Consider the following 21,732-nt stretch of genomic DNA (forward strand, 5'->3'; position numbering starts at 1 on the left):
ATCCACGGCCATCGCGCCAAGGCAGTCGACGCGGCACAGTCACACATCCGCGCAGGCCGACCCCCCATGCCCGAACGACGTGACGGCCCGCCTACCGTGATCCGCATGCTGGCCCTGCACACCTCCGACTGGCACCTCGGCCGCGCGCTGCACGGGCACGATCTGCTCCCGGCCCAGGTCGCCCTGGTCGACCATTTCGTGGAGGTCGTCCGCACCGAGCGGGTCGACCTCGTTCTCGTCGCCGGCGACGTGCACGACCGGGCAATCCCGCCGGTGCGCGCACTGGAACTGTTCAACGACGCGCTGTCACGGCTGCGCGACGCGGGCGCCCGGGTCGTGGTGATCAGCGGCAATCATGACGCCGCGCGGCGTCTCGGCGACAAAGCCGGCCTGCTCGACCCGCGGATCAGCATCCGCACCAGTCCCACCGCCGTCGCCCGGCCTGTCGTCATCGCCGACTCCCACGGCTCCGTACGCGTCTACCCGATTCCCTACCTGGAGCCCACCAGCGCTCCCGCTCTCCTTCCCGACACCGGCGACCCTGACGTTGGCGGCCCTGATGTCGACCAGCGCACTGCCGACCGGAGCGTCTCGACCGGTGAGCCGAACGCTGACGGCGACCTGGCCACCGGCGAGCAGCGCGAGGACGGGGGTGCAGACAGGAGGACCGTCAGGCCGGCAGCCCTGATGCGCAGGGCGATGGGTGCGGTTCGGGCCGATCTTCACGGGCATCCGGGTGCCCGAAGTGTGGTGCTCGGACACGTCTGGGTGACCGGTGGCTCGACCAGTGACAGTGAGCGGGACATCTCCGTCGGCGGGCTCGGCAACGTACCGGCGGGCCTGTTCGACGGCATCACCTACACGGCGCTCGGCCATCTGCACCGTCCGCAGGCGATCACCCACGCCATCCGGTACAGCGGATCACCGATGGCGTTCTCGTTCTCCGAGGCGTCCGACCGCAAGGCGTCCCTGCTCGTCGAGCTTGGCCCTGGCGGGCTGGGGGCGGTGCACGCCGTGCCCGTCCCGGTGGAACGCCGGCTCACCGTGCTACGCGGCGCCCTCGCCGACCTGCTCGCCTCGCCCGCCCACTCCCCGTACGAGCGCGACATCGTCGCGGCGGTGGTCACCGATCCGGTCCGCCCGCTCGATGCGATGGTGACGCTGCAACGCCGCTTCCCGTTCGCGGTACGCCTCACCCATGAGCCGCCCGCCGCGGACTCCGACGAGCGCAGTTTCGCCGCGCGCACCCGCGGCCGCACTGACCTGGAGATCGCGTTGGCCTTCGTCACGCACGTTCGTACCGCCCCGTCGCCGGGCGAGCGGGGTCTGCTCAGCGAGGCGCTGGACGCCGCCCGCGCCGCCGAGGACGCCGCCTGATGCGCCCGCACCGGCTGAGTCTGGAGGCGTTCGGCGCGTTCCCTGGGCGGGTCGACCTCGATCTCGACGAGGTCGGTGGGGGTGGCCTGCTGCTGCTGTGCGGGGAGACCGGCGGGGGCAAGACCACTCTGCTCGACGCGATCGGCTTCGCCCTGTTCGGCGAGGTCCCGGGTCTGCGCGGCAAGCTCGCCGGCGGTCCCGACCTGCGGTCGCACCACGCGCCGGCGGCGGCCCGGCCATGGGTGAGCCTGGAGTTCACCGTGGCCGGCGACCGGTACCGGACCACCCGCTCCCCCGCCTGGGACCGCCCACGACGCGCCAGCGGCACCACCCGGGCGCATCCCACCGCCACTCTGGAGCACCGGCTCGCCACCACCGGTGCGCCCCGCCGCTCAGCGACGGCGGGCGCCCACGCCCGCGGGCTCCCGGCCGACAGCATCTCGGCCGGCGACGCCTCGGCCACCAGCGCCTCAGCCACCAGCGTCTCGGCCGACGGGTGGGAGACGATCGCCAGCCGCCCGCAGGACGTGGGCCACGAGATCGGCCTGCTGCTCGGCATGACCGCCGACCAGTTCTTCCAGGTCGTCATGCTGCCGCAAGGCCGGTTCGCCGACTTCCTCCAAGCCGACCACGACGATCGGGAAAAGCTGCTCAAACGGCTGTTCCGGGTCAGCCGCTTCGAGTTCACCGAGCAGTGGCTGCACGACCGCGCCAAGACCCGCCGCACCGACCTCGACGAGGCGAGGACCGCGCTGGGCCGGGTCGCCGCCCGCATCGCCCAGGCCGCTGGCGTCATCGAACCGGAGAGCCTGCCCGACGAGCCGTCCTGGTCTGCTGTCCTCACCGACACAGCCGCCGAGACAGCGACGGCGGCTACGGCGGATCTGCATCTCGCCCGCCAGGCCCTCGACGCCGCCGAGACCTCCCTGGCCGCCACCCGCGACCTCGCGGACCGGATCCGCCGTCGGCGCGAGCTGGACCTGCGCCACGACGAGCTCACCGGCGACCAGGACCGGATCGAGGCACTCGCGGCCACCGCCGACGCTGCCCGCCGCGCCACGGTCGTCGCCCCCGCGCTGACCGAACTGCGCCAGTTGACTGCCGCTGCCGCGCAGACCCGCACCGCGGCCGACGACGCCCACCGGTCACTTGCCCGGTATCCGGCCGACCTGCTTACGGCCACCGGCCGCACGCCGGCCCCTGACGGTGGTTCCGTGGCCGGAAATGATGTTTCGGCCGGAGGCGGCGCCGTCGAGGCCAACGATGCCTACATGGCCGACAAGGATCTCGCGGCGGACGACGCCTTGGTGATCGATCGGCTCACCGCGACCGTTCGCGTCGCCCATGTCGAGATCGGCCGGCTGACCGGCCTCGCCCATACCCTCGCCGCCGCCCATCGGGACACCCGCGACGCCGTCGAGGCCGACGCACAGGCCGCCGCCCACCGCGACGAGGCCGTCGGCCTGGAGGTTCGTCTGTGCGACGAACTGCCCACCCGGCTCGCTGACGCCGATGCCCGGGTCGGCGCAGCCCGCGACGCCAGTGCAGCCCTTCCCGGCCTGACCGAACGCGCTCGCTGGGCCCGGGAACTCACCGTGGCGGTCGACCAGCACCGCACCGCCGTCGCCACCGCCCGCGACGCCCGCGCGGCGGCCGACCACACGCGCACCCATGCCGACGATCTGCGCCGAGAACGGGTCGACGCGATGACCGCCGAGCTCGCCGCCGCTCTCGTCGACGACACCCCATGCCCGGTCTGCGGCGCTCTGGAGCACCCCGACCCCGCCGAAGTCCGCGCCCGTCCGATCAGCAAAAAGGAAGAAACCGACGCCGCCAGGAAGGCAGATCGCGCGGCGATCGTCGCCGCCGATGCCTTCGGCACCGTGCGCGCCCTCGACGAACGTATCCGCACCCTGCACGCGGAGCTGACCCGCGCTCCGTCCCAGCTCCCGCCGGCCGACCCGCTCCGGGCCGAGGTCGGCCAAGCGCCCGCTGTCGCCTCGGCGGCAGCCGAAACCGCCCTCATTCCCCCCGTCGAGCTGCTCGTGGGAGACGTCAGCGAGGCAACGGGTGCCACGGGCACCGGACACGCCGCGGTCCCCGCCGATGCCACCGGCGACTCGGATGCCACCGGCACCGCAACGGCCCAGGATGCGGCGGTGGAGGTGGCGCTTCCAACGATCGCCGACAGGTTGGATCTCGCCGTTGACGAGCATCGGCACGCAAGCGACGACCTGCCCGCGGCGCAGGAGGCGCAGCGCCAGGCCCAGACAGCCCTGACCGACGCGACGGCCCGGCTGGCAGCACTGCGCGAGGCCGGGTCCTCCGCCGGACTGCGCGCCGACCAGGCTCGGGATCGGGCGGCCCGCGGGCTCGCCGAGATCCCCGACAGCCTGCGGACGGACGGCGCCCTCACACGTCGGCTCGAGACGGTGCGCGCCCTGGCCGACGATGCCGAAACCGCCCGCTACGCCGAACAGACCGCCGAGCAGGCGCGCGCCGCCCATGTCCGGGCCGGTCTCACCACCCTCGAGCTGGTCCGCCAGGCCGGCTTCACTGATCTCGACGACGCCGTCGCCGCCCTGCGCGACGATCCGTGGCTACGCGCCACCGAGACCGAGGTCCGCGACCACCGCGACGAGCTTGCCGGCATCGCCCGCGCCCTCGCCTCCCCCGACCTTGCCGTCGACCCTGAGGCCAACCTCCCGCTGGCCGAGCACGAAGCCGCGGCGGCCCAGGCCCGGACCAGCCACGAGGCGGCCGTCGGCGCCCAGGCCCAGGCCGCACAGCGCGCGGCCGAACTCGCCGAACTGCATATCGTCTACACGGGCGGCCTCACGGCGCTGCGCCCCCTGCGCACCGAGGTCGACGAGCTGCACCACCTGGCCGAGGTCACTGCCGGCCGCGGCGGCAACACCGAGGGCATGCCGCTGTCAAGTTTCGTTCTCGCCGCTCGTCTGGAGGAGGTCGCCGCCGCCGCCAGCCGCCGCCTCGCCGCGATGAGCTCCGGCCGGTTCACTCTCGTCCATGACACCGAGGGCCGCCGCGACCGTCGCCGACGGGCCGGTCTCGGCCTGCTCGTCGACGACGCCTGGACGGGTCGCCCCCGCCACACCCGCACCCTGTCCGGCGGCGAGACGTTTCAGGCGGCTCTCTCTCTTGCCCTCGGACTCGCCGACGTCGTCACCGCCGAGGCCGGCGGCCGCCGCCTCGACGCCCTGTTCATCGACGAGGGTTTTGGCACCCTCGACGCCAACAGCCTCGACGAGGTCATGGCCGTCCTGGACGAACTGCGCTCCGGCGGCCGCCTCGTCGGCCTGGTCAGCCACGTCGCCGAACTTCGCACGCGCATCCCCAACCAGGTCCGCGTCATCAAGGAGACCAGCGGCAGCCGGGTCGAAACCACACCGTGACGGTCACCGCCAGCCGGCCGGGTGGACCCGTCAGCGGGCCGGGAGGAGCAGGACGAGGTCGTCGCGGTGGATGATCTCGCGTTCATAGGTGGGGCCGAGCTCGGCGGCGAGTTCGGCGGTGGAGCGGCCGAGCATCTGGGGGAGCTCGGTGGCGTCGAAGGCGACCAGGCCCCGGGCGACGGGCTGGCCCTGCGGGTCGACCAGGTCCACCGGATCGCCGGCCACGAAATCGCCGTCCACGGCGAGAATGCCGGCGGGCAGCAGGGACGCCCGGCGGCGCACCACCGCGGCGACCGCACCCGCATCAAGGCGTAGCCGTCCTTCCGGGGCGGTGGCGTGGGCGAGCCACAGCAGGCGCGACGCCCGGCGCGGGCCGGTGGGGTGAAAGACCGTGCCGACCTTGTCCCCGCGCAGGGCGGACGCAGCGTTCTCCGCCGAGGTGATGATCGCGTGCACGCCGCCGGACGTCGCCATCCGAGCTGCGTCGATCTTGGTTGCCATGCCCCCACTGCCGACACCTGCACTGCCGGTACCGCGTGCGGTCAGGCCGACGAGGTCGTCGTCGGACCGGATCTCCCGGACCAGACTCGCCGGGCCCAGGCGCGGATTGGCGTCGTAGAGGCCATCGACGTCGGACAGCAGCACGAGCAGGTCGGCGGACACGAGGTGGGCGACGATCGCGGCCAGCCGGTCGTTGTCGCCGAAGCGGATCTCCTGAGTGGCCACCGCGTCGTTCTCGTTGATGATCGGGACGACCCCGAGCTCGAGCAGCCGGTCGAGCGTGGTCCGCGCGTTGCGGTAGTGGGTGCGTCGGATGACGTCGGTGGCGGTGAGCAGCACCTGCCCAACGCGCACCCCCGCCCGGCCGAACGCCTCGGCGTAGCTGTGGACGAGCGAGCTCTGCCCGACGCTCGCCGCTGCCTGCTGGGTGGCGAGGTCACGCGGGCGGCGGGCCAGCCCCAGCGGCGCGAGCCCGGCGGCGATCGCGCCGGAGGACACCAGTACCAGCTGCCCGCCCTGACCGACCCGGGGCAGCAGGGCGGCGACGAGATCCTCCAGCCGTCCGACATCGAGGCCCCCTGCGGCCGTCGTCAGCGAGGAGGAGCCGACCTTGACCACGACCCGCTGCGCTTCGGCCACGAACCCGCGCACGTCCCACCCTCCACCGCTTGCCGCCTGTGCGACGTCCTGCCCGGCAGCCGGTCGGGAACGTCTGCTGATCAGGAACTCTGCCGGCCAGGAACTCTGCCGGCCAGAAGCACCTTCTCGCCGGGACCGCGCTAGGCCGACGCCCGGCCGTCCGATTCCGCGGGACCAGCAGCACCCGGCGGGACATGATCAGCGGCGGCGCGCGGGCCGTCGCGATCGACCGGGCTCTGCGCGCCGTTGCGGCGTTCCAGGTCGTCGTCCTCGAGGTGGCCGACCGGGTCGAAGGTGCGGGTGCGCTCGGCCCGAGCCATGCGCTCGGCCCGGGTCAGGCGGACCGAGGCGCGCAGCCGGTCGTCGCTGCCGCGCGGTCCGAGCCTGAGCTCGTCGCCGTCTGGAGCAGACCTACCGCCAGCCGGGGCGGGCCGGGCAGTGGGCGCCGCCTCCTCGGTGAGCAGGCCGCCGCCGCTGAGCGTCGGCTCCCACTCGAAGGTCACCTCACCGATCGTGACCTCGACGCCCGAGGTGGCCCCGAGACGGGCGAGTTCCTTCTCCACTCCGAGCCGGGCCAGCCGGTCAGCCAGGAAGCCGATGGCCTCGTCGTTGGTGAAGTCGGTCTGACGTACCCAGCGGTGCGGCTTCGGCCCGCTGATCAGGAAGCCGTCACCGCTGGCCGTCACCGCGAAGTCGGGCTCGTTCACCGCCCGCGGACGCAGGACGATGCGGGTCGCGCTCTGGCTCGGCGCGCTCGCCCGATGCTCGGCCACCTTGGCGGCCAGGGCCAGCGACAGTGCGTGCACCCCCTGGTGGGTCGCGGTACTGAGCGCGAACACGTCGAGCCCGCGGGCTAGCAGGTCCGGGGTCACCAGCTCGGCGAGGTCGGCCGCGTCCGGGACGTCAATCTTGTTGAGCACCACCAGCCGAGGCCGGGTCGACAGATCCGAGGAGTAGGCGGCGAGCTCGGACTCGATCACGTCCAGATCGGTCAACGGGTCGCGGCCGGGCTCGAGAGTGGCGCAGTCCAGCACATGCACGATCAGTGAGCACCGCTCGATGTGCCGCAGGAACTCAAGGCCCAGGCCACGACCTTCGCTTGCCCCGGGGATGAGCCCCGGGACGTCCGCCACCGTGTACGGAGGGTGGTCACCAGCCTGGGCGACGCCGAGGTTCGGCACGAGTGTGGTGAACGGATAGTCCGCGATCTTCGGCCGGGCGGCGCTGAGCACCGAGACCAGCGATGACTTGCCGGCGCTGGGGAAGCCCACGAGCGCCACGTCCGCCACCGTCTTGAGCTCGAGGACGGCGTCGAGCAGCTCGCCGGGTTCACCGAGCTCGGCGAACCCGGGTGCCTTGCGGCGGGCCGACGCCAGCGACGCGTTACCTCGCCCGCCCCGCCCGCCCCGGGCCAGCACGTACGCGCTGCCCACACCGACCAGATCGACGAGCTGCTGCCCGTCGTCGCTCAGCACGACCGTGCCATCGGGGACGGGCAGGACGAGGTCCTCCCCGTCCGCGCCGTGGCGGTTGGACCCCTGCCCGGGACGGCCACGAGTGGCCCGCTGGTGCGGATGGAAGTGGAAGTCGAGCAGCGTCGTCACGCTGGCGTCGACGACGAGCCGGACATCGCCGCCGCGACCGCCGTCTCCCCCGTCCGGCCCGCCCAGCGGCTTGAACTTCTCCCGGTGGATGGACGCGCAGCCGTGCCCACCGTCCCCAGCCGCCGCATGCAGCACCACCCGGTCAACAAAGTTTGACACCGCCGCCTCCTCTCCCGCCGACTCCCGCCCCGCCTATGCCTGAACGCCCGGCGCCGAGCGCACCGGGGCCGCCTGCCACGTCGGGCTCTTTACATGGCAAACCGCGCGCGTCTTCCTGCGGCGGATCGAAATCCCAGCAGGACGACGCGCGCGGCTCACTCGCTCACGACCGAGCACTCACCCGACCCGGCACCAGCCGGACCGGGGCCGCGCCACCGGCCGCAGCCGGCTCAGGCCGCGCGTGCCGCCGCCTCGGCGGCCACCACGTTCACGACTCGCCGGCCACGGCGGTACCCGAACTGGACGTGCCCCGCAGACAGGGCGAACAGCGTGTCGTCCTTGCCCCGCCCGACCAGCTCGCCGGGGTGGAAGTGGGTGCCGCGCTGGCGGACCAGGATCTCGCCAGCCTTGACGACCTGGCCGCCGAACCGCTTCACCCCAAGGCGCTGGGCGTTGGAATCCCGACCGTTGCGCGAGGAGCTCGCGCCCTTCTTGTGCGCCATCGGTGTCAGGCCTTCCCGGTCTCGATGCCGGTCACCTTGAGCCGCGTCAGCTTCTGGCGGTGGCCCTGACGCTTGTGGTAGCCGGTCTTGTTCTTGAACTTGTGGATCCGGATCTTCGGACCCTTGACGACGCCGACCACCTCGGCGGTCACCGCGACGGACGCGAGCGCGTCCGCGGCGTGGGTGACCGAGTCGCCGTCGACAAGCAGGAGCGCCGGAAGATTCACGGCCGCGCCCGGCTTTCCGGAAAGGAGTTCGACGTCGACGACATCGCCGACGGCGACCCTGTGCTGCTTGCCGCCGCTGGCAACGACCGCGTACACCAGATCTCCCTGCTGTTGTTGTGCCCTGCTGCTGACACCCGCTGTGATCACGTGAAACCACGCCCGCGTGTGGACGACGGCTCCGCGCGGAGCTCCGATGCGAAACCACCACGTGTCGGACCACACAGAATCCCGGCTCGCATCATGCCGGGTCCCGATTCCCCGGTGGGTTGGCCCCGATCCGGTGGACACGCGGCCTCCACCTTACAGGTCCTTCGCCCCAGGGTGACGGTCGGGAGCCGGCCAGACGAAGATCGGGGCCCCTCGATCCCCGCCACGGGTCATTCCGCGGATGACCCATACGGGCCATGGTTAACCGCCCGCGCCAGAGAGAAGCATGGATCGTCCACATGGCGCGCAGTCCGCGAAGGATCGTGCGGCTCCGGCGCCAGATGGTCGCGCCGGGGGTGATGGGGATGGTCTGGCAGGTGCTGGTCTGGGGCGCCGCCACGGGAACGGCGGGGGCGCTCGCCGTCGCCTGCCGGCCGGCCGCGTTGGCCGCGCGCCGGCATGGCTCGATCCCCGGCACCGTGCCCGCGGCGACCGGCGCCCTGGTCGTGCTGGGCGTCACTGGACTGGTTCTGACGGCGCTCGCCAGAGTCCCGGCCTGGGCTGGCGCCTGCTGGCTGCTGGCCACCGCTCTCGCGGCCGGCTGGATCGCGGTGCGCCGTCGGGACCCGGCCGCCTGGGGGCTCGTCGCCGCGCCAGAATCGAAGCCGACGCCCCTGCCGGACGCCGAAGCCGCTCCCCGCCGCCTGATGCACCCGGATCTGGCCGATCAGGACGATCTCGTACAGTCACTGACGATCGCTTCCTATGCGCTGCAGATGGGTGACGCGCCGCGCGCCCATCAGGCGGTCGAAGCCGCGCTGAGCCGTTCCCGGGCCACGTTGGACCTGCTGTTGCGCGAGGACCCGGGCCGTCGCTTCACCCGGTCCGCACCAGCCACTCAGAGCTCGGCCGGACCCACCGCGGCCTGATCCCCCGACGGCTCACGGCCGACGGCCGCCGTACCCGTCCCCGACCCCATGCTCGGCCCCTGGCCCCTTTGCCCCCCACGGCGACCTGTTTGGGCGGATCTTGTTTGGTGGACCGCTGCACTGTGTGACAACCATGGTTCCGCGCGGGTGGCAAGCGTCCAGGCCGGACAGCCGCTGAGGTGCCGGCCACCGGCTGTCCGGCATGCGGGCGATCGTCGGTCGGGCGATCGTCGGTCGGGCGATCGTCGGTCGGGCGTCAGTCGGTGGTGCTCTCCGCTGTCGACGGGACGGGCACGAGCGTCTCGGCGGCCGGCTGGGATGCGGGCCGGGAGGCCCGGCGCCGTCGACGGGCCGGCTTGTCCGAGCCCGCGCCGCCAGTCCCGCCGGCCAGGCTGTCGGGATCGTCGGAATTGGCGTAGACGGGTGGCGTCGGGTCGCTCTCCGAAGCCGCGGGAGGAACGCTCGCGGTCGGGCCGTGTCCGTTGCCGTTGACCGCCAGCGCCCCGACGCCGTCCGGCCCGCCCGAGGAGGCGGCATTCTCCCCCACCACCCGCACCGACCCTGCCGCCGCCAACGACCCAGACGGTGCAGCCCCAGACAGTGCAGCCCCAGACGGTGCAGCCTCAGACGGTGCGACAGCCCCGGAGGGCACCGGGTCAGGCCCCGTCGCGTCGGCTGCCAACGCACCGCCGGAGGAGCCGACAGCGGCCGCGGACCCCGAGGCAGACGCGATGGCCGAGGAGGAAACAGCCTGGCTCAGTGCCGCGACCAACGCCGGGCCGCCCGCGGCCCGCGTCGCGGCTCCCCGGGACCGTCGCCCCCCGCCGCCGGACCCGGTGCCGCCTCCAGAGCCGTTCCCGCCAGTAGAGCCGTTCCCGCTGGCAGAGTCAGTCCCATCGCCAGACCCGCCGACGCCCGACGCCGGCTCGGGCGCGGCCTGCGCCCCCTGGCTGTTCTGCGCATGGCCGTTATGACCGTTCGCGCTCTGGCCGTTGCCGCTCTGCGAGTTGCCGCTATGACCGCCGCCGTTCAGGTGGATGGTGACGCCGCGGCCGTTGCAGTGCACGCAGGGCTCGCTGTATGCCTCGAGCAAGCCCTGACCCACCCGCTTGCGGGTCATCTGGACCAAGCCGAGGCTCGTCACCTCGGCGACCTGGTGACGGGTGCGGTCGCGGCCGAGGCATTCGGTGAGCCGGCGTAGGACCAGCTCCCGGTTGCTCTCCAGCACCATGTCGATGAAGTCGATGACGATGATCCCGCCGATGTCGCGCAGCCGGAGCTGGCGGACGATCTCCTCCGCGGCCTCCAGGTTGTTCTTGGTGACCGTCTCCTCGAGGTTGCCGCCCTTGCCGGTGAACTTGCCGGTGTTGACGTCGATCACCGTCATCGCCTCGGTGCGGTCGATGACCAGCGAGCCGCCCGAGGGCAGCCAGACCTTACGGTCGAGCGCCTTGGCGAGTTGCTCGTCGACGCGGTAGTCGGCGAAGACGTCACCCGTCCCGGTGTAGCGACGGATGCGCGGACGCAGGTCGGACGCGACTGTGTCGATGTACTCCTCGATCGTGCGTGCCTCGCCGGAGCCCTGGACGACGAGCTCGGTGAAGTCCTCGTTGAAGATGTCGCGAATGACCCGCACGACGAGGTCGGGCTCGCCGGAGAGCAGCGCCGGCGCGGACGCCTTCTTCGACCGGCGCTGGATGTCGTCCCACTGGGCGGCGAGCCGCTCCACGTCGCGGGCAAGCTCGGCCTCGCTCGCGCCTTCGGCCGCGGTGCGCACGATGACCCCGCCGTCCTCAGGCGTGATCTTCTTCAGGATGCCCTTGAGTCGAGCCCGCTCGGTGTCGGGCAGCTTGCGGCTGATGCCGGCGTTCTGGCCGTCCGGTACGTACACGAGGTACCGGCCGGGCAGACTGATCTGACTGGTGAGCCGGGCGCCCTTGTGCCCGAGCGGGTCCTTGGACACCTGGACCAGCACCGACTGCCCGGACTTGAGCACCTGCTCGATCTTGCGGGGACGGCCATCGAGCCCGGACGCGTCGTAGTTGACCTCGCCGGCGTACAGCACGGCGTTGCGCCCCTTGCCGATGTCGACGAACGCTGCCTCCATGCTGGCCAGCACGTTCTGCACTCGGCCGAGGTAGACGTTGCCCGCATAGGACGCGGAGCTGGCCCTGGTGACGAAGTGCTCGACGAGCACGCCATCCTCGAGCACGGCGATCTGGGTGCGGTCACCGGCGTGACGCACGATCATGCGACGCTCGACGGCCTCACGGCGGGCGAGGAACTCGGCCTCGGTGACGATCGGCGGGCGGCGCCGCCCGCTGTCCCGGCCCTCGCGCCGACGCTGGCGCTTGGCCTCGAGCCGCGTCGACCCACTCAGGCCACGGACAAGATCATCATCACGCCGCGTCTCGCGGACATGCACGACGGTGTTCGGCGGATCGTCCACGGTGGGCGATTCCTCGCCGCCGGTGCGGCGACGCCGACGACGGCGCCGACGGGAGCCACCTGACGACTCGTCGTCACCGTCGGCGTCCTCGCCATCGCGGTCGGCCGTGTCCTCGGTGTCGTCGGACGTGTCGGCCGCATCGCTCTCCCAGCCTGCGGCGACACCATCCGCGAGCTCGGCGCCAGCCGCCTGCGGGTCCACCACGGCGGCGGCGGTCGGCGCATCGTCGGTCGTGCCCGCCTCGGTGGACTCGTCGGCATGCAGGTCCGACTCGTCCTCGTCGCCGCGCGCCCGGCCGCGTCCCCGGCGGCCACGCCGCCGGCGGCGGGTCGAGCCCGAGCCGGAGCCCTGCTCGTCGTCGTCGAACTCGCCGTCGTCGGCCATGGCGAACTCGCCGGCGGTGATCTCCTCGTCCTCCTCGTCGACGACCGGCGCGGTGCTCTCCGGTTCGACCAGGGCGGAATCCGGTCCTGCCTCGGGGGGCGGCGGCGCCAGGTCTTCTGCTGGGAGCCGCCCGACAGCATTCTCCCGGGGCCACCGGGGCTCCGCCGCCGGCTCCGGTGCCTGGAAGGTCACCATCGCCACGGGTCGGCGCACAGAGGGCCGCGACGCGGGCGGCTGTGACGGCTCCTCGACGGCATCCGTCCAGGTCGGTGCGGCTACTCGCCGGGACCGCGTCCGGCCACGGGACCCGGCCCCACCAATCGGTGCACCGATGGTGCCGGCGTCCGTGCTCGCCACGGGGTCGACCGGCGCCGGCTGGGCCGCAGCCGCCTCGGAGGCGGACTCGGACGCCGCCGTGGGCGCCGTGGGCTGCGCGACCGGAGCCTCGACACTGAGGATCGCGGCCTCGACGGCTTCCTCTGTGCCGGCAGCTTCCGTCTCGGCAGCCTTCGGTCCGGTGGAGGCGACCTCGGACGCCGCAGGTGTGGTCTGCGGGGTGGTCAGGGTCGGCGCAGCGGCGGTGTCGGTCGACGCGGTCCCGGCCGGCGCAGGCGACGAGGCCGCTCTGGCGGCCCGGCTGGCACGCGTGGAACGCCGGGCGCCCTTGGCGGGGACGGCGCTCTCGGCGGAGGCAGTGCCATCCGAGGAAGCAGCGCTCTGCGAGGAGACGGCGCTATCTGTGGAGACGGCGTCTCGCACTGAGGCAGTGCTATGCCCGGGGGCAGTGCCTTCCGAGGCGGCACTGCTCTGCGCGAGGACCGCGCTCTCGGCAGGGACGGCGCTCTCGGCAGGGACGGCGCTCTCGGCGGAGACGTTCTCGGACGTGGCGCGACGCCGGGTGCTCCGGGCGCGGCTGCGAGCGCGCGGAGCGGCCACGGACTCGGCGGTGGGTTCGTCCCCGAGTGTCATGGCGGCGGATGCCGCGTCCGAGGCTGCGTCCGGCACAGCGACGGCGTCTTTTCCTCCGGGTATGTCCTCTGCGGCAACGGATGCCGCAGCGGCCGGGCCGGCTGGGGCATCGGCTGCCGGCGGCGGGCTGATCGGGCCGGAGGTCGCCCGGCGCGCACGGGTGCGGCGGGTCCTGGGAGCCTCCTGCGCTGGGGCCGCGGCCGACGGGGCGTCAGCGGGCGGCGCCCCGGCCGCGGCCACGAGGACAGCAGCGACCGGCGCCAGCTCAACACTCACCTGTCCCTCCGCGGCATCGATGCCGGTCCCGCCCTCCACCACGGGCGGGGCGTCGGCCGGGGCCGTCTCGCGAACCGCACGGCGGCCGCGGGAGCGCCGCGGGGGCGCGGCCGGCGAGGCCGTACCGGATTCCTGCGCCGCAGGCGGCTCAGCCACCGACGGCTGCGTCACCGACGCGGACGCATCGGGAGGCGGCACGTCGGACGGTGGGGTGCCGGCGGATGGGGTGTCGGTCTCGGCGGCCTTCGCCGGGGTAGCGCGGCCGGATCGAGTACGCGCCGTTGTGCTGCCGGCGCTTCGGGTACGCCGCTTGGCCGGTGACGGAGCCGCGTCGGCGGCTGCCGCGGCAGGCGTGTCGGCGGGAGCCGCATCGGCCGGGGAGGTCGCGGTCGCGCCGTCGCCAGCCGGCGCGGCACTGATCGGGGAGGCTGGATCCACGACTGCCGGCGAGTCGGTAGGCGCGCCAGCGGCGCGTCCCGCCGCTCGGCGCCGACGCGGCGCGGGGCGGGTGGATTCCAGATCGGGCTGAGTGGTCAGGTCATCGTCGGGCACGGGTTAAGAAGCCTCTCGGGCTCCCGGGCGCGCTGCAGGTGCAGTCGCGACCGCGCAGAAGCCGTTGTCTCGGTCCGGCGCGAGCAGCGCCGGGAAATCCTGCGACGCCCTGCATCACGCTGAGGAGCGACCCACCAGCCGGCCAGCGTCGTTGCGGTCCGGCGCCAGTGGATCAGCCAGCGTTCCATCGTCGAGCAGCCGGCCCTGGTCAAGCCGGATGGGCTCGGGAGGAGCCGACAGGCGCAGACCAGCTACCACGTACAGGGCGGTCAGCACGTCGTCTGGCCGCACGGCGGGCGTCGTGTGCCGCGCGACCAACTCCAGTATCGCACATGTGCCGTTCTCTGCACGACAAACGGCCAAGACAACGGCCGGCCGGACGTCGAAACGCCGACGACCATCCTTGGTCGCCCGCTCCACCACCACCTCGTCCCGGCCCAGCAGCTCGGCCACCGCGGCGGACAGCGCGGGCTCGCCAACCCCCGGCAACCGGATCCACCAGCGCGAGGCGTCGATCCGCTCGGCCAGACTCCCCGACCCGGACATGCGCGTACCGGCCGGGCCCGCCCCATCCGAACCCGGGCCGGAGCCGGACGAGCCCACTGTGGACGAGCCGGGCACAAGGACGGCGTCGAGCACATCCAGGCCGGGTGGCAGCGCCGCGTCCAACGCCGACCGCAGCCACTCGGGGTCGACAGCGGCGGCGAGCCCGAACTCGACGTACTCGGCCTCGCTCGCGGCTCCGGTGGGCGCCGCCCCCACCCAGGAGATCCGCGGATGAGGGCTGAACCCGGCCGAATAGGCCATCGGCACGCCCGCCCGCCGCAGGCCGCGCTCGATCGCACGCGCGATGTCACGGTGGGAGAGAAACCTCAACCGGCCCCGCTTGGCAAACCGCACCCGGATCCGCGCGACGACGGGCGGGGGCGGCGGTCCCTCAGGCCGGCGCGCCACTACCCACTCCCACGATCGGCAGCAGGGTACGGCCGGTCGGGCCGATCTGCGTGTCGGTGCCCATGGTCGGGCAGACCCCGCAGTCGTAGCAAGGCGTCCAGCGACAGTCGTCGAGCTCGGTTCCGCGCAACGCCTCCTGCCAATCCGCCCAGAGCCAGTCCCGGTCGAGCCCGGCGTCGAGGTGGTCCCAGGGGAGCACCTCGCGTTCCTCCCGCTCCCGGGTGGTGAACCAGCCCAACGAGATGCCCAGCGGCTCGAGCTCGGCGGCGCAGGCATTCGACCAGCGGTCGAAGGAGAAGTGCTCGCTCCAGCCATCGAACCGGCCGCCGTCGCGCCAGACTCGCTCGATCACCGCGCCGACCCGCCGGTCCCCGCGGGCGAGCAGTCCCTCGATGATGCCTGGGCGCCCGTCGTGGTACCGGAACCCGACCGCGCGGGCGATCTCCCGGTCGGCTCGCACCGTGTCGCGCAGGAGTTTCAGCCGCGCGTCGGTGAGCTCGTGCGACGCTTGCCCCACCCACTGGAACGGGGTGTGCGGCTTGGGTACGAAACCGCCGATCGACACGGTGCACCGGATGTCCCGGTGCCCGCTGGCGACCCGGCCCGCCCGGATGACCTGCCGGGCGAGCTCCGCGATCTCGAGCACGTCCTCGTCGGTCTCGGTCGGCAGCCCGCACATGAAGTAGAGCTTGACCTGGCGCCAGCCGTGCGCGTAGGCGGTGCTCACCGTGCGGACCAGGTCCTCGGCGCTGACCATCTTGTTGATGACCTTGCGCAGCCGCTCGGAGCCGCCCTCCGGGGCGAACGTGAGCCCGCTGCGCCGACCGTTGCGGGAGAACTCGTTCGCCAGCGTGACGTTGAAGGCGTCCACCCGGGTCGAGGGCAGGCTCAGCGAGACCCGGCTGTCGGCGTAGCGATCGGCGAGACCGGTCGCGATCCGGCCGATCTCGGTGTGGTCGGCGCTGGACAGGGAGAGCAGGCCGACCTCGTTGAAGCCGGTGGCCCGCAGCCCCGCATCCACCATCGCGCCCACCGTCTCGATGTTGCGCTCCCGCACTGGACGGGTGATCATTCCGGCCTGGCAGAACCGGCAACCACGGGTGCAGCCGCGGAAGATCTCCACGCTCATCCGCTCGTGCACGGTCTCCGCCAGCGGGACCAGCGGCGCCTTCGGATACGGCCAGGAGTCCAGGTCGGACAGCGTGTGCTTGCTCGGCCGGGCGGGGATGTCCGTGCGGTTCGCCCGGACCTGCTCGATCCTGCCGTCGGCCCGGTAGGTGACGTCGAAGAACGCCGGGACGTACACCAGCCGGCGCCGGGCAAGGCGGACCAGCAGTTCCCGCCGCCCGCCAGGGCGCCCGGTGGCCTTCCAGTCCCGCACGACGTCGGTGATACCGAGCACCGCCTCCTCACCGTCGCCGAGGACGACGGCGTCGACGAAGTCGGCGATCGGCTCGGGGTTGAACGCGGCGTGTCCACCAGCCACGACCAGCGGGGCGTCCTCGCCGCGCTGGTCGGCGTGCAGGCCGATGCCCGCGAGGTCCAGCGCGGTGAGCAGGTTGGTGTAGCCGAGCTCGGTCGAGAAGCTCACACCGAACAGGTCGAAGTCGCCCACGGCGCGGTGCGCGTCCACGGTGAACTGCGGCAGGTCGTGCTCGCGCAGCAGTGCCTCGAGGTCCGGCCACACCGAGTAGGTGCGCTCGGCCAGCACGTCGGGCCGCTCGTTGAGGATCTCGTAGAGAATCTGCAGGCCCTGGTTGGGCAGGCCCACCTCGTAGGCGTCCGGATACATCAGGCACCAGCGGACGGCGGCGGACTCCCAGGGCTTGACGACGGAGTTGCCCTCGCCACCGACGTACTGCACGGGCCGACGCACCCGCGGGAGCAGCGGCTCCAGGCGAGCGAACAGCGACTGTCCGGACATGCACGCGAGCCTACGGCACGCCGCACCAGCATCTGACGATCGCGCCGAGCCGGATGCCGGCGGGAGACCCTCTACAGGGCATACGGATCCGAACGTGATCGGAGACGTACGTTCTGCAACAAACCCACCGCGATCATGTTCGCGAACATGGACGAACCGCCGTAGGAGAGGAACGGCAGCGGCAGCCCGGTGACGGGCATGATGCCCAGACACATCCCGATGTTGACAAACGACTGGAACGTGAACCAGCAGACCACTCCCGTGGCGATCAACGCGCCGAAGGAGTCCTGCGAGGCGAACCCGATCGACAGGGCCCGCCACAGCACCACCCCGAGCAGCACGATCACGCCGGCCGCGCCGAGGTAGCCAAGCTCCTCCCCCGCCACGCTGAACACGAAGTCGGTCTGCTGCTCCGGGACGAACTGCCCCTGGGTCTGCTGGCCATGCAGCAGCCCGCGCCCGAAGATCCCGCCGTTGGCGATCGCGATCATCGCCTGGGAGACGTTGTAGCCGGTGCCTGACGCCGCCTTGTTCTCCGAGACGAAGGAGGTGAGCCGGGCCTCCTGATAGGGCTGTAGCAGGTGGAACTGCAGGATCGCCCCGCCGAACAGCACCCCGCACAGGATGAGCCCCAGCACCCAGCGACGCGGCGCCCCGCTGACGGCCAGCATGCCCAGTACCGTGAACACCAGCACCATCACCGTGCCGAAGTCCGGCTGCATCATGATCAGGCCGATCGGCACGACGGTCAGGCCGAGAACGAGCAGCACGTCGCCGTGACCGGGGGCACTGCGCTGGATGCCGGTATGCCGGTCCTCGTGTTTCTCACCGAGGATCATCGCCGCGCCGACGACCAGGGCCACCTTGGCGAACTCCGACGGCTGCAGCTGGAAGCCGGCCGGCAGCACGATCCACGAGTGCGCACCGTTGATCGTCGAGCCGAGGACCAGGACCGCGACCAGACCGAGCAGTGAGCCCAGGTAGACGAACGGGACGTAGGCGCGGATCACCCGGTAGTCGACCACCGTCGCCACCGCGCCGAGCAGCAGCCCGATCACCAGGTTCAGCAGGTGCCGCTTGAGGAACGTCTGCGGGTCCGCGTGGGCCTCCCCCAGCCGCTGGCGGGTGGCGGACCACACCAGCAGGGCGCCGACGACGGACAGGGCGATGACGCACAGCTGCAGCGTCCAGTCCAGCCGCCGCATCGGCGAGTGCCGCCCGGAAGCGCGGTCCCGCAGCTGCCCGATCCGCCCCCGGATCGGCACCGGGGACGACCGCAACGCGGTCGGTCCGGCCTCCTGCGCCATGCCCGATTCCCTCCGCCCTGTTCGACTCCTACGAGAGCTTGTGACTCTCCACAACCCCCTGGCACCTACACCGCCCCCGCCCCTGACCGGAACGCTCTCCCGGCAGAGCCACCAGACACGCTCCGCATTCCACCATCGAGCAAGATCCGGCTATCCAGGTCGCCGTGGGGGGCACATCGGACACAAACACCCCCACAAGAACCTGTTTGGATCATGATTCCACAGATGCCGCAGGTTTCGATCACACATCGTGACTCTCGGCGCCGGTTGGAAGGCGGGCCGGGTGGGGACAGCGCCGCGCACGAGCGATGGGCTGGCCCCACCGCCGCCAGAGGGCGCGCCTCGGCGCGCCAGCCGAGCGGGGCACGGCTGGCGCGCCGGTAGGGCAGGCACGGCTCGGCGCGCAGCCAAGGCGGGGCGCGGCTGGCTAAGGCGGGGCGCGGCTCGGCGCGGCTGGCTAAGGCGGGGCGCGGCTCGGCGCGGACGCCGGCGTCATCCCAGCGGCGGCGCCGCTGGGCGCACCGCTGCCGGGTGGCGCCCGCCCGGTGGTGGATCCGCCATCCACACCACCGGACGCCGCTCCCCTCACCGGTAGGTCACCGATGGCGGGAGCGTGGGACACCGGCGTGCTGGTGGCAGGCGTCGGCGGGTCAGGGGCCTTCGTGGGCGTGGCCGTCAGCGCGGGCAGCAGCGCGCCGGCGGGGTTCGGCGGGGTGGCCGTGTTCGCCGCCGGGGTCGGGGTCGCCCCGCTGGCGGCACCCACCGCGGTGAACGGGTCGCTGATCGTGGCCGCGGCGATCGTGCCGTCGCGGTTGATCTTCGGCAGGCTGGCCGGCGGCTTGCCACCGGGCTGCGCGGCCTGCTGGCCGACGCCGTAGATGGCCTGGTAGATCCGCTTGGCGACAGGGGCGGCGTACTGGGCGCCCTGCCCCGATTCCGGAATTGTGACCACGACGACGTACTGGGGATTGTCGGCCGGGGCGAACGAGGCGAACCAGGACGTGTCACCCTTGCCCTCGACCTCGGCGGTACCGGTCTTGCCGGCGATCGGGATCTGCGCGCTCGGCCAGTCGGCGAACACTCCGCTCGCGGTGCCACCGGGCTCGGTGGTCACGCCCTTGAGGCTGTCGCGGATGTAGGCGAGGATCTTCGGGTCGACCGGCAGGATGCCGGCCTTGCTCGGCTGGTAGGTCCGCACGATCTTGCCCTCTGGTGAGATCGCGGCCTTGGCCAGCATCGGCTTGTACAGCGTCCCGCCGTCGGCGATCGCCGCGTACGCGCTGGCCAGTTGCAGCGGGCTCACCGAGAGGTACTGGCCCTGCCCGATGGCGAACTGGGTGGCGGCACCGGCGTTGTAGAGATAGCCGTCGACGCAGGCCTCAGCGGCGTACTTGCGGTAACGCTCCGCTGTCGCCGGATCCTTCTCCTCCGGGTAGCCGTTCTTCGCCCGCCGGCAGTAGGAGTCCTTCAGCTCTTCCCAGACGGCCTTGGCGTCGGCTCGGTCCACCACGGAGCCTTTCGACTCCCCGGGCAGGTCGATGCCGGTGGCCTTACCAAAGCCCATGGCCTCGGCCATCCGGACGAAGTACTCCTTGGGCTGGGTGTAGGGGCCGCGGCCGTTGCGCAGGCCGCCGTCGGCGAGCCAGGCGTCGTAGGCGAACTGGTCGAAGATGACGTCGCAGGAGATGACCAGGGCCTGGTGCAGCGTGATGGGCCCCGCGGACTCACCGTCGAAGTTGTGGAAGATCTGGTCGCCGATCTGCAGCGTCGGCGAGCAGGAGAAGTCCTGGTCACCGGTGGCGCCGAGGTTCTGCATGGCCACGGCGGTTGAGACCGGCTTGAAGGTGGAACCGGCCGCACCCGATCCCTGGTAGGCCCGGGACAGCAACGGGATGCCGTTGGCCGGGTCGGACAGCGCCTGATAGTCCTCCTCCGACACGCCGCCGACGAACACCGACGGGTCGTACGAGGGCAGGCTCGCCATCGCGACCACTCCGCCGCCGCGGGCGTTCAGCACGACCGCCGACGCGGTGCGCGAACCCCCGCCCAGCTTGTTGATGGTGTCCTGCAGGGCCTGCTCGGCGGCCTCCTGCACACCAAGATCGAGATTGAGCACCAGATGGTCGCCGCTGACCGGCGCGGCGGTGGAGGCGGTGCCGGCGACCCGGCCGAACCGGTCGACCTCGAGGCGCTGGACGCCGTCGACGCCGCGCAGCTCGTCGTCGTAGGTGCTCTCCAGGCCCGCGACGCCGATCAGGCTGTTGAGGTGGTAGCCCTTCTCGTCGCCCTGCTTGTCGAGCTGATCCTGGGTGACCGGGGCGAGGTAGCCGAGCTCGTGGGCGGCGAGTGACCCGTGCGGGTACTCCCGGACGGCCTGCAGGTCGGCGGACACCCCGGGGAACCGGTCGGGGTGCTCGATCACCGCCAGGGCCTGCTGCGGGGAGACATCCTTGGCGACGGGAACCGGCTGGTAGGGCGAACCGTTCCAACAGGGCGGCCGCACCGTCGCGGTGCAGAACCGGACGCGCTGTTCCAGCTCGCTCGCTGGCGTGCCGATGACGCTGGCCAGTCGGGTGAGGACGGCCTTGCCGTGGTCGGCCTGCCGGTCGGTTGTCGACCGGTTCACCGAGATGACCAGCGACGTGCGGTTGCGCACGAGTGGCTGGCCGTGGTCGTCGAGGATCATGCCCCGGGTGGCCGGGGTGACCACCTCGCGCACCCGGTTGGTTTCGGCGACCTGCCGGTAGTGATCACCGTCGAGGATCTGTAGCACCCACAGGCGTGCGCCCAGCGTGACCAGCAGCGAGAGCACCACCACCCGGAGCAGCGTGACGCGAATCCGCATCCGGTCGTTCATCGGCCGCCCCGACGGCGGTCACCGGCCAGCCGGCGGTCACCGGCCAGCCGGCGCGCGCCGCGCGACAACAACGGGAAGACGAACGGCGTGGCCAGCATCGCGTACAGACCGGCTGCCAGGGCTCGGCCCACCGCCTCCCCTCCGGTCATCGCCGCCTCGCCGAGCAGGGACGTGATTGCCCCATAGCCCAGAGTGCCCAGCGCACCGGCCCCACCGATCACCACGAGGGGCACCGCCACCGACTGCTCCGCCGCATCCATCACCAGACCCACAGCGTAACCGATCAGGCACATTACGAGAGCAGACTGCCCGAGAACGTGCGTCGACGCCAGATCGGCCACGAGCCCGGCCACAAAGCCGCTGATCGCCCCCACCAGCGGCCCTTCGATCAGCGCGACCGACGCCAGCAGCACGAGAACGAGGTCGAACCGGCCGCCGGGCAGGTCAAGACGGGCCACGACCGAGACCTGCACGACGCTCGCGATCACGAGCAGCACGACGGCGACGGCCACCGTGCGCACCCGCACGGACTCGTCGGTATCGAGGATCTCCCACATGCCG

13 protein-coding genes are annotated in these 21,732 nt (G+C 72.4%); 3 read left to right on the forward strand and 10 right to left on the reverse strand.

The genetic code is table 11. The features are described 5' to 3' along the window. The first annotated feature begins 66 nt into the window (after positions 1–66). Positions 67–1,377, forward strand: coding sequence for a metallophosphoesterase family protein (locus MXD95_RS21555; protein WP_308301547.1), 1,311 nt, complete (start codon positions 67–69; stop codon positions 1,375–1,377). Further along, positions 1,377–4,790 carry an AAA family ATPase gene (locus MXD95_RS21560; protein WP_250642498.1) on the forward strand — a complete coding sequence of 1,138 codons (3,414 nt, stop codon included), beginning with the start codon at positions 1,377–1,379 and terminating at the stop codon, positions 4,788–4,790. The genes MXD95_RS21555 and MXD95_RS21560 overlap by 1 nt, the downstream gene beginning before the upstream one ends. 30 nt (positions 4,791–4,820) lie before the next feature. On the opposite strand, the gene proB is transcribed toward MXD95_RS21560, so the two are convergent. From proB to rplU, 4 genes are all read right to left on the reverse strand, one after another. Beyond that, a complete protein-coding gene (gene proB, locus MXD95_RS21565) occupies positions 4,821–5,942 on the reverse strand; it encodes a glutamate 5-kinase (RefSeq protein ID WP_250642499.1) in 1,122 nt (373 codons plus the stop codon). Between the two features lie 128 nt (positions 5,943–6,070). Continuing rightward, complete coding sequence (gene obgE, locus MXD95_RS21570) at positions 6,071–7,693, reverse strand: GTPase ObgE (protein ID WP_250642500.1); 1,623 nt, start codon at positions 7,691–7,693, stop codon at positions 6,071–6,073. Between the two features lie 230 nt (positions 7,694–7,923). After that, complete coding sequence (gene rpmA / locus MXD95_RS21575) at positions 7,924–8,196, reverse strand: 50S ribosomal protein L27 (RefSeq protein WP_250642501.1); 273 nt, start codon at positions 8,194–8,196, stop codon at positions 7,924–7,926. A gap of 5 nt (positions 8,197–8,201) precedes the next feature. Then, positions 8,202–8,519 carry a 50S ribosomal protein L21 gene (gene rplU, locus MXD95_RS21580; protein WP_250642537.1) on the reverse strand — a complete coding sequence of 106 codons (318 nt, stop codon included), beginning with the start codon at positions 8,517–8,519 and terminating at the stop codon, positions 8,202–8,204. Between the two features lie 350 nt (positions 8,520–8,869). Between rplU and MXD95_RS21585 the strand changes: the two genes are divergently transcribed. Continuing rightward, positions 8,870–9,499: an MFS transporter gene (locus MXD95_RS21585; protein WP_250642502.1), complete on the forward strand. Its 630-nt coding sequence runs from the start codon at positions 8,870–8,872 to the stop codon at positions 9,497–9,499. A 256-nt stretch (positions 9,500–9,755) separates the two neighbouring features. On the opposite strand, the gene MXD95_RS21590 is transcribed toward MXD95_RS21585, so the two are convergent. From MXD95_RS21590 to mreD, 6 genes are all read right to left on the reverse strand, one after another. Further along, positions 9,756–13,301: an Rne/Rng family ribonuclease gene (locus MXD95_RS21590; RefSeq protein WP_251078801.1), complete on the reverse strand. Its 3,546-nt coding sequence runs from the start codon at positions 13,299–13,301 to the stop codon at positions 9,756–9,758. Between the two features lie 942 nt (positions 13,302–14,243). Next, the gene (locus tag MXD95_RS21595) at positions 14,244–15,083 is read right to left on the reverse strand and encodes a TIGR03936 family radical SAM-associated protein (protein WP_250642504.1); all 840 of its coding nucleotides are present in this window, start codon (positions 15,081–15,083) and stop codon (positions 14,244–14,246) included. Continuing rightward, positions 15,067–17,007, reverse strand: coding sequence for a TIGR03960 family B12-binding radical SAM protein (locus MXD95_RS21600; RefSeq protein WP_250642505.1), 1,941 nt, complete (start codon positions 17,005–17,007; stop codon positions 15,067–15,069). Before MXD95_RS21600 ends, MXD95_RS21595 begins: the two co-directional genes overlap by 17 nt. Before the next feature lie 71 nt (positions 17,008–17,078). Beyond that, positions 17,079–18,314, reverse strand: a complete 1,236-nt coding sequence (gene rodA / locus MXD95_RS21605) for a rod shape-determining protein RodA (RefSeq protein WP_250642506.1) — start codon at positions 18,312–18,314, stop codon at positions 17,079–17,081. A gap of 457 nt (positions 18,315–18,771) precedes the next feature. Next, positions 18,772–21,171 carry a penicillin-binding protein 2 gene (gene mrdA / locus MXD95_RS21610; protein WP_250642507.1) on the reverse strand — a complete coding sequence of 800 codons (2,400 nt, stop codon included), beginning with the start codon at positions 21,169–21,171 and terminating at the stop codon, positions 18,772–18,774. Beyond that, a complete protein-coding gene (gene mreD / locus MXD95_RS21615) occupies positions 21,168–21,728 on the reverse strand; it encodes a rod shape-determining protein MreD (RefSeq protein ID WP_250642508.1) in 561 nt (186 codons plus the stop codon). The genes mrdA and mreD overlap by 4 nt, the downstream gene beginning before the upstream one ends. Positions 21,729–21,732 lie beyond the last annotated feature (4 nt).

Source organism: Frankia sp. AiPa1, assembly GCF_023243075.1.
Lineage (GTDB): Bacteria > Actinomycetota > Actinomycetes > Frankiales > Frankiaceae > Frankia.